Origin of the sequence: Thalassospira permensis NBRC 106175, assembly GCF_000714555.1 — a bacterium.
Classification (GTDB): domain Bacteria; phylum Pseudomonadota; class Alphaproteobacteria; order Rhodospirillales; family Thalassospiraceae; genus Thalassospira; species Thalassospira xiamenensis.
The window spans coordinates 45636-59889 of sequence record NZ_AUNC01000011.1 but is presented as its reverse complement, the minus strand read 5'-3'; the positions used below and the strand labels follow the sequence as shown (position 1 = coordinate 59889).

At 56.5% G+C, this 14254-nt stretch carries 12 protein-coding genes and 1 pseudogene; 5 read left to right on the top strand and 8 right to left on the bottom strand.

Features of this window, described 5'->3' with window-relative positions; genetic code table 11:
• Nucleotides 1–26: 26 nt before the first annotated feature.
• Nucleotides 27–482, top strand: a complete 456-nt coding sequence (locus tag SMB34_RS07000) for a DNA polymerase III subunit chi (RefSeq protein WP_037988818.1) — start codon at nt 27–29, stop codon at nt 480–482.
• 36 nt (nt 483–518) lie between these two features.
• Here SMB34_RS07000 and SMB34_RS06995 read toward each other — a convergent pair whose 3' ends face one another.
• Both SMB34_RS06995 and SMB34_RS06990 read right to left on the bottom strand, forming a co-directional pair.
• A complete protein-coding gene (locus SMB34_RS06995) occupies nt 519–1157 on the bottom strand; it encodes a GNAT family N-acetyltransferase (protein ID WP_167332743.1) in 639 nt (212 codons plus the stop codon).
• A 36-nt stretch (nt 1158–1193) separates the two neighbouring features.
• Nucleotides 1194–2153, bottom strand: a complete 960-nt coding sequence (locus tag SMB34_RS06990; protein WP_037988814.1) for a homocysteine S-methyltransferase family protein — start codon at nt 2151–2153, stop codon at nt 1194–1196.
• 240 nt (nt 2154–2393) lie between these two features.
• Here SMB34_RS06990 and SMB34_RS06980 point away from each other — a divergent pair, with 240 nt between their 5' ends.
• Nucleotides 2394–3059: a TetR/AcrR family transcriptional regulator gene (locus tag SMB34_RS06980; RefSeq protein WP_051682163.1), complete on the top strand. Its 666-nt coding sequence runs from the start codon at nt 2394–2396 to the stop codon at nt 3057–3059.
• 12 nt (nt 3060–3071) lie between these two features.
• On the opposite strand, the gene SMB34_RS06975 is transcribed toward SMB34_RS06980, so the two are convergent.
• Genes SMB34_RS06975 through SMB34_RS06965 form a run of 3 tightly spaced genes read right to left on the bottom strand, consistent with a single transcriptional unit; the run spans nt 3072 to nt 6891 of the window.
• On the bottom strand, nt 3072–3704 hold the full coding sequence (locus tag SMB34_RS06975; protein WP_037988810.1) for a hypothetical protein: 633 nt from the start codon (nt 3702–3704) through the stop codon (nt 3072–3074).
• 30 nt (nt 3705–3734) lie between these two features.
• Nucleotides 3735–6038, bottom strand: coding sequence for a protein-arginine deiminase family protein (locus tag SMB34_RS06970; protein WP_037988808.1), 2304 nt, complete (start codon nt 6036–6038; stop codon nt 3735–3737).
• A 7-nt stretch (nt 6039–6045) separates the two neighbouring features.
• Entirely contained in the window at nt 6046–6891 is an 846-nt protein-coding gene (locus SMB34_RS06965; protein ID WP_037988806.1) for a hypothetical protein, read from the bottom strand.
• A 313-nt stretch (nt 6892–7204) separates the two neighbouring features.
• Here SMB34_RS06965 and SMB34_RS06960 point away from each other — a divergent pair.
• The 3 genes and pseudogenes from SMB34_RS06960 to SMB34_RS06950 all read left to right on the top strand — a co-directional run.
• Nucleotides 7205–7933: pseudogene (locus tag SMB34_RS06960) on the top strand (methionine ABC transporter ATP-binding protein); the annotation flags it as partial.
• A gap of 74 nt (nt 7934–8007) precedes the next feature.
• Nucleotides 8008–8667 (top strand): methionine ABC transporter permease, encoded by a 660-nt coding sequence (locus SMB34_RS06955; RefSeq protein WP_037988803.1) that lies wholly within the window; start codon nt 8008–8010, stop codon nt 8665–8667.
• Nucleotides 8668–8734: 67 nt separating this feature from the next.
• On the top strand, nt 8735–9535 hold the full coding sequence (locus tag SMB34_RS06950) for a MetQ/NlpA family ABC transporter substrate-binding protein (RefSeq protein ID WP_007091435.1): 801 nt from the start codon (nt 8735–8737) through the stop codon (nt 9533–9535).
• A gap of 156 nt (nt 9536–9691) precedes the next feature.
• Here the strand turns inward: SMB34_RS06950 and SMB34_RS06945 are convergent, their stop codons facing one another.
• The 3 genes from SMB34_RS06945 to SMB34_RS06935 all read right to left on the bottom strand — a co-directional run bounded on the left by SMB34_RS06945 (nt 9692) and on the right by SMB34_RS06935 (nt 14249).
• Nucleotides 9692–12466, bottom strand: coding sequence for a DUF2339 domain-containing protein (locus SMB34_RS06945; RefSeq protein ID WP_167332742.1), 2775 nt, complete (start codon nt 12464–12466; stop codon nt 9692–9694).
• A 216-nt stretch (nt 12467–12682) separates the two neighbouring features.
• Nucleotides 12683–13411, bottom strand: a complete 729-nt coding sequence (locus SMB34_RS06940) for a DUF899 domain-containing protein (protein ID WP_037988866.1) — start codon at nt 13409–13411, stop codon at nt 12683–12685.
• Nucleotides 13412–13565: 154 nt separating this feature from the next.
• Nucleotides 13566–14249: a GNAT family N-acetyltransferase gene (locus SMB34_RS06935; protein WP_037988798.1), complete on the bottom strand. Its 684-nt coding sequence runs from the start codon at nt 14247–14249 to the stop codon at nt 13566–13568.
• Nucleotides 14250–14254: the final 5 nt, after the last annotated feature.

Here is a 14254-nt window from a genome sequence, read left to right as displayed (position 1 = left end):
TTTCATGTTCGCGATAGAAATCCACCATGGCTGACATCTGGTTCTATCATCTGACCGCGTCCCCGCTGGAACGTGCATTGCCGACCCTGCTGTCCAAGACATTGGAGCGGGAAAAACGTGCTGTCGTCATGACCGGGACGGAGGAACGGATCGAGGCGCTCAATACCCTGCTTTGGACCTATGACGCCGCAAGCTGGATGCCCCATGGATCGAAATCTGATGGTGATCCGGAAATGCAGCCGGTCTGGCTGACATCCGAGGATGAAAATCCCAACGGCGCGCAATTCCTGTTTCTGACCGACCGGGCCATCAGCGAGAAGATCGCCGATTATGAACGGGTCATCATGCTGTTTGACGACCGCGATCATGAGGCGGTGGCCGAGGCACGCACCCGATGGAAAGACTGGAAAGATGCCGGGCACAAGCTGTCTTACTGGCAGCAGACCCCGCAAGGGTCTTGGGAAAAGAAGGCCGAAAGCTGAGGGCTTCCGGCTTTTTGTTTGGTCTCCTGCTTCTGATCAGAACTGCTTGATCAGCAATATCCAGTTTTTACCGGGATTTTCCCAACCTTCCTTGATCATCGCGCGTTTGGCGCACTGGGTATAGCCATGCCGTTCATAAAGACGGATGGCACCGGGATTGCCGTCTGATGCGATGATGCTGATCGCCTGTTTTCCGGCATTGATCGCATTGCGTTCGGCCGCCCGGATCAGTTCTGATCCGACCCCGCGATTGCGAAACGGCGGAAACACCGCCAGCACATTGATGTACCAGCTTCCCGGTGCCAGGCTTTCAAGCTCAAGCAACGGCACAAACATTGCCGGTATTTCCGTCGGATCAATCGGATCAAACGTATCGGGCTGGGCATAATCAATCAGAGCACCCATCACCTGATGTTCGCCAAAGGCAAGCGTGGTATTGCGATAGGAAAATCCGCCTTCGTCGCGCCGGGCGCGTTGGCGCCCGACATCCCAGACGGTCTCGTCGCCTTCGATCATGTCCTGCCACAGATAAACCGGCAGGCCTTCGCCCGCGATATTGATCAGCTTGGCCATGACATCGGCATCATTAACGCTTGCGCGCAGTAAATCCATTGGCGGTGTCGGGCGGTCGGTGTTTGATTGTGCCAATGGCCGCGCGGCTGGTTTAAAGCTCATATTCATTGCTCGTGTCCCTTTTCTTTGTCTTTGCGATCATCCCGCCGCCACAAGACGTGGCAGGGCATGTTTGGCCATGGCATGGACATGGCGATGATCGGTCCCGCAACAGCCGCCAATCACCGCAAGGTTCGGCAGCAATTCGGCCAGATCGCAATAAAGCCGCCCCAGTTCGTCCGGGTTGCCGTCGTCAAGATGTTCGCAGGCATCAAGTTCCGCATGGCTTTGGCGCGATGCATTGGCCCGAACACCACAAATGCGGTTCTTCCAGGCGTTGTTGCCGTCAAGCTTGTCGCGGAAATGGTCAGGGTGGGCGCAATTGATCATGTAATAAACCGGATAGGCACCGGTTTGCGCATCAACCATTTCAATCACGTCGCCAATGCCGTCACCGCTTGGCAACTGGCCATCGGTTTCAACGGTAATGGAAATCACGCAGGGCAAATCGGCATCCTTGCAGGCCAAGGCGATGCCAATCGCTTCTTCAGGGTAATTCATCGTGATCGCCGATACCATATCGATCGGCGTACCGGCAAAGGTGCGCACCTGAACCGCGTGATAGTCGCGTGCCTGCTGGGTGGTCATGCGGTCGGTCGGGCTATACCCATCGCCGCGTGGTCCGATGCAGCCACTGATCAGGCACGGGGTTTCGGCGGTCTGATACCGGTCGCGCAGATCGGCCATCATCCGGACCGACTTGTGGTTCATGTCGGCAAGTTCGACCGCACTGTAACCCATGCGCAGGCCCCAGTCGCCATTGGCGCGCCATGTCGGGCTTTCCAGTACAAAACCGACCTTGGCGTTGCGCGCGATTTCAAGGTAGCGCGCGTAATAGTTGGCAACGCGATTGTAGCCGTCCTGTGTCTGCAAAAGATCAAAAGATGCGAAATAGGGGATATCAATCCCGTCATGGAAAATCAGGGTGGTTTCAAGCCCGCCGTCGGTAATGAATTTGGTTGGCGCGAAAGGGGGCAGATGGGAATGGTGTGCGGTCATGACTTCAAATTTCACATTTTGGGGTTTCAAAAATTCTACCCGGACGCTATTCAAACCAGCGAAAGAGCAGGGGCCGAAGTCTCGCCCCGGTTGGGTTTTGCTTCTAGTAAGCATGCGGTGCAGTTTTTGAAATTACTGAAAACCTTTTTAAAACAATGGAATATCGGAACTGGTCGGCTTTCTGGCGCATTCGGGGTTATGCTGTGCGACGGAAAACTGTACCGCCGGTAGGGTAAAGTGATGAACCAGACGATTGATCAGGCCGCCGATGCGGCATCAGAGCAGGCCAAGGGCAAGGGTGAGCGCACCCGCGACCGTATCCTCGAAATTGCCGAAAACTCTGTGCTGAACAAGGGATTTGGCGCAACCTCTATCGAGGAGCTCATCTGCGAGGCTGGCATCACCAAAAGCGGATTTTTCTATCACTTCAAGGATAAGAACGAACTGGCGCGCGCCCTTTTGCTGCGTCATATCGAACAGGATGAAAAGATTCTCGATCAGGTGTTTTTGCGCGGGCAGGAACTGGTTGATGATCCGCTGCAACAATTCCTGATCGGGCTTAAAATCCTTGCCGAACTGGTCGAAGATCTGCCGCAGGGTCACCCGGGATGCCTGATCGCGGTTTACTGTTATCAGGAACGGCTGTTTGACAATGAAGTCCGGCTTTTGAACCGGCAGGCGGTGCTGGGCTGGCGCACACGGTTCCGCGCCATTCTGGATCGGATCGTTGATGTTTATCCGCCCAACGAGCCGGTCGACCTTGATGAACTTGCCGACATGGTTTCAACCGTGGTGGAAGGTGGCATCGTTATGTCAAAGGCGCTTGGTCGCCCGCATATGCTTGCCAATCAGATCATGTTGCTACGCAGTTTCGTCAAATTGCTGTTTACCCGGCAACCGGTCTGATTTGATACGGGCTCAAGGCGTGCCGGTTTTGCCGCTACCACCAGTGCTCATGACATCCTCAAACAGGATTTCCACCAGCGCCTTGGTGACGTCATTCTGGCTTAGTTTTCCGGCGGCCATTTCATTGATTGCCGGGAAACTGTCCGCCGACAGGGCAAACAGCTTTGTCTGGATTTCAGATGCCCGCACTGGCCAGTCCGGGTCAATTTGTGCCAGACCCAGCAACATTGCGCGTGCCATCTGATCGGCATCACCACTTTTGATCGCGTCCTGAACCTGCGGGATTTGTTTGGCCTCGGACACGGCAACGTCAAGCGTCGCCAGAAGATCGGCCAATGCCTTTGCCTGAATCTGAATATCCGTCACCGGGTAATTCTGTTCGATGTCGCGCAACGGGGCGACGGCGGCCGATGTGCCGTAGCTCGACAGATAGGCAATCGCTCCGCCCAACTGCCAGCTTTCCCACTTTTTCCACGAACCGGCTTTAAGGTCATCGATCATCGGCGTGGCGATGGTGCCGCCATATTGCCGGAAAATCTGGTCAATCGCCTGTGGGGCCGGGCGGCCTGTCACGCGGGTTGCTTCCTGCGTTGCAAGGGCGGCGATATCTTTCAGGGCCTGTTGATAGTCGCTTTGTGCCGTCATCGGAAAGCTCCCGTTTCATATGTCACGATATCACGCATCAACCGCTGTCCACCAGTTGGCATAGCGCACATTGCCAAACGCCGCCTGACCGTCATAGGGCGTGCGCAATTCGTTGGTGCCACAGTGAATTTCGCCAAGTGCAACGTGATAGTCATCCCAGTCATCAATGAAGTCGCAGGTGGGGCCATTGACAATGGCAGCGATTTTCTGGGTCAAATCACGTTCAAAAAGATCATATCCGTGATTGGGATTTGTATTGTCCTCGATCCACGGGCCGAAAGGCTTGGGAATCATCAGGCGGTCATTACCAACAAACATATTGGGCATGTCACCGGTCAAGGCACCACACTGGAAGCCGCCCTGTTTGCCCGGATAGACGTTAAAGCCGTTATCCCGCCCGATTGTCCAGCCTGAAACCTTGTCGGCAAAGGTGAAATCACCGGGATTATAGCCTTCCGGGAAGAAGATGACCGGAACCTTGATGATATCGGTATCTACCAGATCGAATGCATTTTTCAGAACCGCGACATTTCTGGCGATAACTGTTTCAACCCCGCCAATGTTCCAGTCGCGCAGTTGCTTGTATGTGTAATTGCTGTGATCGCGTGGATTGGTCAAGGGTGCCGGGCCGTTGCCCAGAAAGGCATTGATGGTCGCGCCAACATTGGTCCCGTTGATTTGCAGGCTGGTATAATCAAAACGATTATGAACACCATCCCATGCCGCACGATTAAGCACATTTGCGGCACCATGTGCACCTTGGGCGGCCGTCATCAGGCGGTATGCCTCTGCCGGGCTTGCCACCAGAAGCTTCCATTTTTTGAAGGCACTGGCCGGATTGTTGTCAGGTACAAAGGTCATCATTTCATCGACATGACCAACCAGTAGCCAGTCCGTATCCAGAATGATCGGTGTTTGCATGTTCTGGGCGGCCATGAAGTCGCGGCTGCTGGCATCGACCCTGTGATACCGGTTATGGCCGTAATAAATCCGGCCGTATCGATATGGTGTGACGATGCCATTCGCCGTTTTCTGAACCGGTGGGGTTACGGCAATATTTCCACCCGAATTGGCCGAGGCAATGGCATCTGCGCTTCCCGCTGCCGGATAGGAAATGCCGACATTTGCATTCAGCAATGTCTCATACACCCAGTTTTGCAGGGGCCGCCAGCGGTGGGCCTTCATGAAAACATCCTTGTTTTCAACACCTGTTCCGTTACCGGGCCATGAACAGTGACCCGATACAATGGTGTCGCGCATCCAGCGGTCATCCCCGGCGGGAACGGTGCCCCCGCGATAGTTTGCCCATGCATTGCCGTTCAGATAAGGAACACCTGTTGGGGTTGCTGCGGCGGGATCGCCTACCGTGACCGGGATAACCGGATTGTCTGCACCGGCTGCCGCGCCAAGATCAATGCGAAACTGTGCATTGTTTGCGTTGGCGGCATACATGCGGGCAACTGTTTGCAAATGGTGATTGCCGACCCACCGTGCTGCGACAACCCGGTCTGCATAAAGATAGCTTGGATTGCCTGCTCCTGTGACCTCGGGCTGGATCACATGCAAAACGATGCGGACTTGACCAGAGGTAAACCCGGTGCCGGCAAACCGGACGGCTTCAAGGGCAAAGAGTTTGGAAGCGCCGACATTGCCGGTTGTAATTGCTGCGATGTCCGTCGTTTCGGGACCAATGATTTCGGTGCTGTTATTCAGAATACCGTTGAATATCCGCAAATGTTGCCGGGCCGGGTTTTCACCCCCAGTCCCGATAACGCGCAGTTCCAAACCCCAACCGCCCGGTACAACAGGGGCACCTGCATTCGGGCCAAGTGCATTTCGCCGGATTTCAAGGCGGGAGGTGCCGGTCACCAGGTCATTGTTACCGTTTACCCGCTGATCCTGATTGTCGGCATAGCCGACAGCGGTGTTATTGCCATCGCGGTTGCAGTTAACCGGAATGATCGCACCAACACCCCCTACGCCATATGTGATGGCGGGTGGTGTCACCTGATTAAGGATACCGGCATCGTCCAGATTGCCGTCACGATTGCGATCCGTATGAAGCGTATACCAGACAACATCAAGATTTTTGGCATTGGTGGCATCACCATTCACGACAATACCCGGCTCGTCCACCGGGACGAACCCGGCGCCGCTAACCTTCAGCCGCCACGTACCATCCGCAATATCAAAAACATGCGAAACCGTGACATTTGGTGTCACAACCAGATCCTGTGTCTTTTGCGGATGGGCATCGCTGGTGAGCGAGATGCGTACCGAGTTGAACGGATAAACTCCGGCGGGGGCAGTAAGCTGGACGGTGTAATTTGCCATGACGTCCTCAGCGGCTGGTAGGGGCGGGTGATGGGCTGTCATTCATCGCATCGGCCATCAGAAGCCGTGCCTGAAGCGCGTTGTTCAGAATGGCAATCCGGTCATCGATGGTGCCAAGGCCGACATCCTTCAGGATTGCACTCGCCCACGGCTGGCTGGTGATGTCCGGGCCACCTGCGAATTGTATGGTGGCGTAATCGGTAATCCCGTCCGGCGTTTTGACGCCAAGCCTGATCGCGGCATCCCCGGCGGCTTTGCTGGCAATCGCCAGGCTGTCGGCGTCATATCGGGCAACCGCATCGGGAATGGTGATCTGCAAATAACCGGGAAGCGATGCGATGACATCGTCAAGCGACGGCACCTGTGACGGGGTGGGGGATGGTGTTGGCGTCGGTGACGGTGTCGGCGTGGGTTGCGGTTTGGGGCCACAGGGCGAAGCTGGCAGGGCGGCAACGCTGCTGGCCTCTGCCGCCATCAGTTTCGCCACCTCGTCGGCAAAGCGTTTCTCGGCCTGAAGGCGGCTGGCAGCACTCGCATCGAATTTCTGTTTGCTCATGATGCTCAGCGTCTTGAGCCGTTCGGCATCCTGTGCGCCAAACGCCGCCAGAAGATTGCCGACCTGTGGGCCGGCATCGGCAATGCGTTGCGACAATGCCTTGGCGTCCTTGCCGCTGCCTGCTGCAATCAGGGCATCGCCATCGCGCGCAAGGTTCTGATCATTGCTGATCTGCGCATTCAGGCTTTCAAGCTGCTTGGCGGTGCGAATGTCGATCCTGGTGCCGGTAATGGTCACACTGGTCGGGTATTGCGCCAGTGTTCGGGCAAGGTCGCTGATCCTGTCGGCATAGGCCATTTGTCCGGTCCCGCTTTGGTGAAGACGTCCTATGACGCCGCCAGGCGGGGTTTGTGATGGGTGGGTTTAATACAAATATTTCGTGTTGATCGTGCCCGTCTCATGCAAGCCATGCGTAAATTGCATGTTGATGGGGATTGATGAATGACGTCCGGTTCGCTATACATGTCATATCGAACGCGCCGATTTGCTCCTCAGCTTGCGGGCGCGCTAAAAATGCGGCTAAAGCGAGAGGGCGTGCACGCTCCGACATGTACGACCGCCTCGGTTTCGCCGCGGCGGTTTTTTTTATGTTCGGAAAAGGTTGGGATCCATGATCAGGCTCTCGAACGTCCAGAAGACCTACCCCGCACGGCGCGGAAGCCCGGCGCATACCGCGCTGCACGGCATCGATCTTGATATCGCGGCCGGTGAAATCGTGGGGGTGATCGGTCGGTCCGGTGCGGGAAAATCCACGCTTATTCGTTGCATCAACCTGCTTGAAGTCCCGACATCGGGCAGCGTCATTGTCGATGGCACCGATGTCACGCAACTGGCAAAACGCGATCTGCCGCTGTTTCGCCGTCAACTTGGCATGGTGTTCCAGCATTTCAATCTGCTGTCGTCACGCACGGTTTACGACAATATCGCCCTGCCGCTTGAACTGGCCGGGGCCAGCAAGGCCGACATTGCTGCGGCGGTTGATCCGTTGCTGCCGCTGGTCGGGCTTGAAGACAAACGTGATCGTTATCCCGCCGAACTTTCCGGTGGTCAGAAACAGCGCGTTGGCATTGCGCGTGCGCTGTCAAGCAACCCCAAGGTCGTTCTGTGTGACGAGGTCACATCGGCCCTTGACCCGGAAACCACCCGCCAGATCCTCAGCCTCCTGCGTGACATCAATAAACGCCTTGGCCTGACCATGGTGGTGATCACCCATGAAATGGCGGTGGTCAAACAGCTTTGCGACCGCGTGGCGGTCATGGATGGCGGCGTGATTGTCGAGGAAGGCAAGGTTGACGCGATTTTCGCCAATCCGACCCACGCCACGACGCAATCGCTTCTGGCCGATGAATTCCTTGATTACCCGGCGCGGCCGAACGCGACTGTCGATACAACCACCGGGCAGGAGGCTTAATCATGTTTGCAACACTTGCACCGATCCTGCTTCAGGCAACGCTTGAAACCTTTGCGATGGTGATATCCGCCCTTGCACTTGGCACCGCATTCGGTCTGCCGCTTGGCGTTTTGCTGGCGACGTCTGGCCGGGGTGAACTGTTCGAAGCCCCGCTGTTTCAGAAATCCATCGGGCCGATTGTCAATGCCACCCGGTCCGTGCCCTTCATCATTCTGGCCGTCGCGATCATTCCGTTTACCCGCCTGATTGTCGGTACATCGATTGGTACGTCGGCTGCGATCGTGCCACTGACCGTTGCGGCCATTCCGTTCATTGCCCGCATCATCGAAGGTGCGATCCGCGAAGTCGATGGCGGCCTTGTCGAAGCCGCCCAGGCGATGGGCGCCCGCCCGTTCCAGGTGGTGACCAAGGTGCTGCTGCCCGAAGCATTACCGGGCATCATTCACGGCCTGACCTTAACCGCGGTCACCCTGATCGGGTATTCGGCGATGGTTGGCGCGGTGGGTGCCGGTGGCCTTGGCGATCTTGGCATTCGCTATGGTTATCAGCGTTTCCGCCCCGATGTGATGGCGGCGGTTGTCATCACCCTGATTGTGGTGGTGCAGATGGTGCAAAGCTTTGGCGACTGGATGGCGCGCAAGGCGGACAAGCGCAATATCTGAATCCGTTTTCGTTTCTTTATCTTCTTTGAATTCCCGCAAAACACCACAGTAAACAAGGAGTTTTACCATGCGGTTTCTGCTTAAACTGACGGCTGCTGCCGTTCTGACCGCCGCCCTGACCGGGCAGGCACTGGCGAACGAGAAAATCAAGATCGGCGTTACCCCCGGTGCGCACGAAGAAGTCATGGAAGAAGTCGTCAAAGTGGCGGCGACCAAGGGCCTTGATATCGAAATCGTCAGCTTCTCGGACTATGTCATTCCCAACCAGGCGCTTGATGATGGCGACCTTCAGGCCAACAGCTTCCAGCACAAGCCCTATCTTGATAACCAGATCAAGGATCGCGGTTATGATCTTTCGGTGGTCGGCTATAACATCCTGACCCCGATGGGTATCTATTCCGACAAGATCAAGGATCTTAGCGAGCTTAAAGACGGTGCCGAAGTCGGCATTCCGAACGATCCGACCAATGGCGGTCGTGCGCTTCTGGTCCTTCAGTCCGAAGGCCTGATCAAGGTTGATCCGGCGGTTGGCCTTGTCGTCAGCCCGCTTGATGTCATCGAAAACCCGAAAAACATCAAATTCGTCGAACTTGATGCCGCACAGCTTCCGCGTTCGCTGGCTGATCTCGATGCCTCGGCAATCAACACCAACTACGCGCTTGAAGCCGGTCTGAACCCGATCAAGGATTCAATCGCGATTGAAGGCAATGACAGCCCGTACGCCAACGTGATTGTCACCCGCACCCAGGACAAAGACGCGCCGTGGGTCAAAACGCTGGTTGAATCCTATCACGATGATGCAATCCGTGAATTCATCGAAACCAAATATGAAGGCTCGGTCCTGCCGGTTTTCAAAATTTCTGAATAATCCCCGCGATTATCCATAAAAACTTGCGCCCGCGCTCGGATCAGAGCGCGGGCGCTTTTGTTATGTGCAGGCATATGCATGATTTAACGCGGTTCAACCATATCGCTGGTCGTGTACGACACCCGGTTTCTGATCCTCTCAGACATAAAAACCGGTTTAGTCCTGATTTCCTTTTGGTGGCTCTGGCGGCGCATTTTCGGCGATTTCCCCGTTCTCATGATCGTTTTCGGGGCTGGGGCCGTTTTGGCGTGCCAAAAGGCGCTGATAGAACAGCCCGATACAGATCAGAACGACGCCAAGCCCGATAAAGGACAGCGCCCGCCAGATGCCTTCAAGGCCCGACATATCAAACAGGAACGCCTTGGCAACCGCCATAAAGACAAAGGCCGCCGATGCCATGCGGACATGCAGCGATCCACGCCACAACCCATAGGCCAAAAGCGCAATCCCAAAGCCCAGCCACGCCGCGGAATAGCTGTAAAGTTCCGGCGATGTCCAGGGCTGATACATGCCGATATAACCGCCGTGGAAGAAATGGCGGATTTCAAAGGTGATCCAGCAAAAGGCCAGCAGGATCGACAGAACCCCCGCCGTCCGGCGATAGCTTTCCGGTTTGCCCCCCGAAAGCCGGGTCGCCAGAAGGCCGGTCAGGATCGCAGGCAGCAGATAGGCCGAAAGCAGCAGGTTAAAGAACAGGCCATTGCCGACAAACTCGCCACTCATCAACGGGTTGAGCAACAGCAGGTTCAGCATACCGAGTATGAAGAATCCGGCAAAACCAAGCCCCAGAATGCACCGGGACATCACCGGGCTTGCCAGCGACCGGTCAAGCCGCTGCAAACCGATTGCCGCCGAAAGCGCCAGAAGGGATTGAAGGCTCCATTCCATCAGGGTATCGGGCACGGTATGGAAAATACCCTGATTGGTGGCGTGATGCAGGATCACGGCACCGGTCGCAAGGCTTGTGAAAATCGCAAGTCCTTCGAAAACAAGACGATGGCGCACATCACCCGATTGGCGAAGCATCCAGACGCAGGCCCAGAATGCCATCGCCGGACCGCCATAGCCCCACAGCAATGCATTGAAAACCGGTGTGGTGCCAAGCTGATCAGCGGGAACAATGGTCGGCTGCCAGAAGATCGTCACAAGAACCAGACCGGCAATGCCAATCGCCGTCTTGGCAAGCCCCGGCAGGGGCCAGCGCCCGCCAACCCAAACGGTCGCAACCGCAAGGGTGGCAAGCCCCAGCGGCAGCCAGCCATCCCCCAGCAGGATGAGCATCGCGGTGGCTATCATGCCGATGGTGCCCACCGTATAGGTGGCAAGCGCCCCATCCCGGCCATGTGCGGTGGCGGGCATTCTGCGGTCGATGATGCTTAAGGCACCAAGGAACCCTGCCGCCAGCGCAAGGGCAAAACCGCCAAAGAACATATCGACATCAAGAATATCACTACGCCAGAGCGCAATCAGGAACAGCCCGATCGGGCCCGACACCCCGGCAACCGCCATAAACAGGCGGGCGGTGGAAAATACCGCCCCGGCAAAGCCACCAAAACCAAGAATCAGGCCAAGCCCAAGCCCGGTCAGAAGGAAGGATTGCGTATCGGGCAGGACGGAAAATTTATCAATCGCATCGGTGATGATTGGCTGATCATATAGCAGCGGATCGATGGAAAGACGGATATCCCAACCCAGATAGCCAATCAGTGCCAATACTGGCGCACCAAGTGCAACCGGCCCCAGAACCGGGAACAGGGCCGCCGTCGCCAGCAGCAGGGCCAGCATGATCATCAGGGTCGCGGTGCCGGTCGCATCAAACCCGCTGTGATGAAGCAGATAAATCACAAGCCAGCCATTCCCGGCGACCATAAGCGACGATTTCCAGTCGATGCGTTCGGGAATGCGGGCAGGATCGCGGGGGTAAATGCCAATGGCATAGGTCGCAATCGCGGCCAGCAGAATGGCAATATCATAAACCGCAAGCGACGCCCCCATATCGGCCGGGGCGGCAAAGGCCAGAAGATGGCCCCAGACAAAACCCGCAATCGCGGTTGTCATGGCAAACCAGTGCCAGCCACGCAATCGCGCAATCCCATAGCTGCCCGCCGTGATGATCAAACCGTAAAAGGCCAGAACCCAGGGGGCGGGTTCACCCGACTGCACCATAAACGGCACGATGTAACTGGCCAGAAGCCCTGTCGATGCCACCAATGGCCCCTGCAAAAGCGAAAGTGCGAGCGTGCCCAGCGCCACAAGCGCCATCAGGACAAAGGCCATCGCCGGGCCGATCATGCCATAAAGCATATGGGCCGAAAAAACCGTGGCAAAGGCCGTTGTTGTCCCCGCAAGGGTCAGAATGCCCGGAATATAACCGGCATTATTGCCGGTCTTGGCCGCAAGCAGGGCGGGCTGACGGCGAAGATATTCGCCACTGCCAAACAGGGCCGCGGCAAACAGGGCCGCAAGCAGAATGCGCACCAGCGGGCTGAGCAAACCGGCCTCAATGGAATAATGCACAAGGAAAATGCCGCCAAACACCAGCGCGATGCCGCCAATCCACACCGCCCAGCGCGTGCCGATCTTTTCTTCAAAGCCGATGGCGCGTTTGGGGGCTGCTTGCGGCACGGTGCGTTGTGGTCTTGGCGCGACCGCCGCCGGTTTTGCTGGGTGGGCGGGTGTGCCGGTCCTGGCCGGTTTGGCCTGATCAGCAGGATCAGCCGCGTCGGCTTTTGCCGTTTTATCCGGTTGGGCCGCAGCAGGTGTGACCGAAGGAGCCGGTGGCACCGACAGACCGGCTTTCAAAAGCCCGATCTGTTGTTCCAGCATTTGCAGTTTCTGTTTGAAACCGCGTATCCGGAAAAAAGCGATGATGCCCATGATCGCCCCGACCAGTATGGTCAGGCTGAAGACACCTGTGAAAAACAGCTCCATGTAATCCTCTTTTTCGCATTGCTCGTGCGGGGGCGGATTTTTATCCGCGATTATTTCCCCCATCATAGCGCGAAAAAGCGAATTGTCTTGTCTTTACAGGAGTGTATGGGATTGCGCCCGTTTGGCCGCGGCAGAGGGATATTCATGGGTATTGCCCCGCAACATCGACAAGGGGGAGGCAATACCCGTAATAAGGCAAATGTCAGAGCAGCCTGATCAGTGACAGCAGGAATGCACGGGTTGGCATTCCTCGTACTGATCATGCAGCTTGACCCAGTCCATCACCCCGTCCTCGTTACGGCCAAAGGGCGTCATGTCAAGGAAGGCATGTGCCCCGATCAGGGCATCACCGGCGCGCGCATAACTGGAATAGGTGTGGAAAATCTCGCCGCTGTCGGGATCGCGGACAAAGACGCTTTCGCCGTGAAGGTCTTCCATCTTGCCGGTATAGGGCGCGTAGTTATAGGTCGCCTTGCCGGCCTTGACGTCATCAGGGCGAAACGACGCATCGAAATCGTAATTGAAATCTGATCCCGCCGAAGAAAACCAGGGGAAGTTCCAGCCCATCCGTTTCTTGAAATCCTGAAATTCCGAAAGCGGGGCCCGCGAAACGACCGCGAGTGTCACGTCATGATGTTTGAGATGCAGGTTGGCACCGTCAAAGTGATCGGCCAGAAACGAACAACCGACACAGCCCTCTTTCCAGCCGGGGCCAAACATGAAGTGATAGACGATTAACTGGTTGCGGCCATCAAACAGATCGGCGAGCGATTTCTGACCATCGGGCGTGTCAAAGACATAATCCTTGTCCACCCGCACCCATGGCAGGGCACGGCGTTCCTCGCACAGGCGGTCATAGGCACGCATATGTTCCTTTTCCCTTGCAAGATGCGCCTTGCGGGCATCAAGCCATTCCGCACGAGAGACGATTTCGGGGCGTTTCATCATATTCTCCTTGTTGATCGGTTGGCGCGCTGATCAAAAGGCAATGCAAATACGTGTCGTCCGGGAAATGGGTGGGCAATTCAGGCAGGCATCAGGCACCGATCAGGGGGCAAGACCGTTTTACCGGCAATATGTCCGTCCAATCGGATCTGACTTACATTCCCTCGCAGGCCTGTTTTTGCATCTCAGCGGCAGTGCCGGTTTTGTGATTGCAGTTGGCATAGGCAAAGTTGTCGGTACGACGTGACGCATCGGGTGTACCATGGTCCCAGAGATTGCGTTTAAGCGACCAGTCGACCTTTGCGGTGGTCCATTCGGTGGTAAATTCGGGGGAATTTTCCGACCCATGGCGTTCTGCCACGACTTCGGCCCCGAACCAGTCAGCCAGACGGGCAATGCGTTTATTGTCGCTGGCCGTAACGCCCATGATCGACGCAAGATCAAGCTCGCGGAAACCAAAGGCGATCATCATCGTGCTGGCCTCGATGGCGGCGCGGTAACGCCCCCAATGGGTCGGCGACAGCTCGATCCCGAAAATCGCGGTATCTACCGGCAGGTCCTTGCCACGCAGGCCGACACAGCCCAGAAGATCACCGGACGATTTATCAAAAATCCCGACCTGAAAATTGCGCCGCGGCTGTTCTTCCTGCCATGCAAGGAACCGGTCAAACAGCGCATTGCTGCTGGCGCGCGTGCTGTCGTTATCCGCAGTGCCGTAAAGGGCGCGATACCGTTCATCCATCTGATAGGCGACAAACGCCGCCCGATCCGAGGGCGTGAAATCGCGCAGGATGAAACGCTTGCTTTCAAGTCTTGGGGGGAGTTCCGGACTTCGCATTGTGA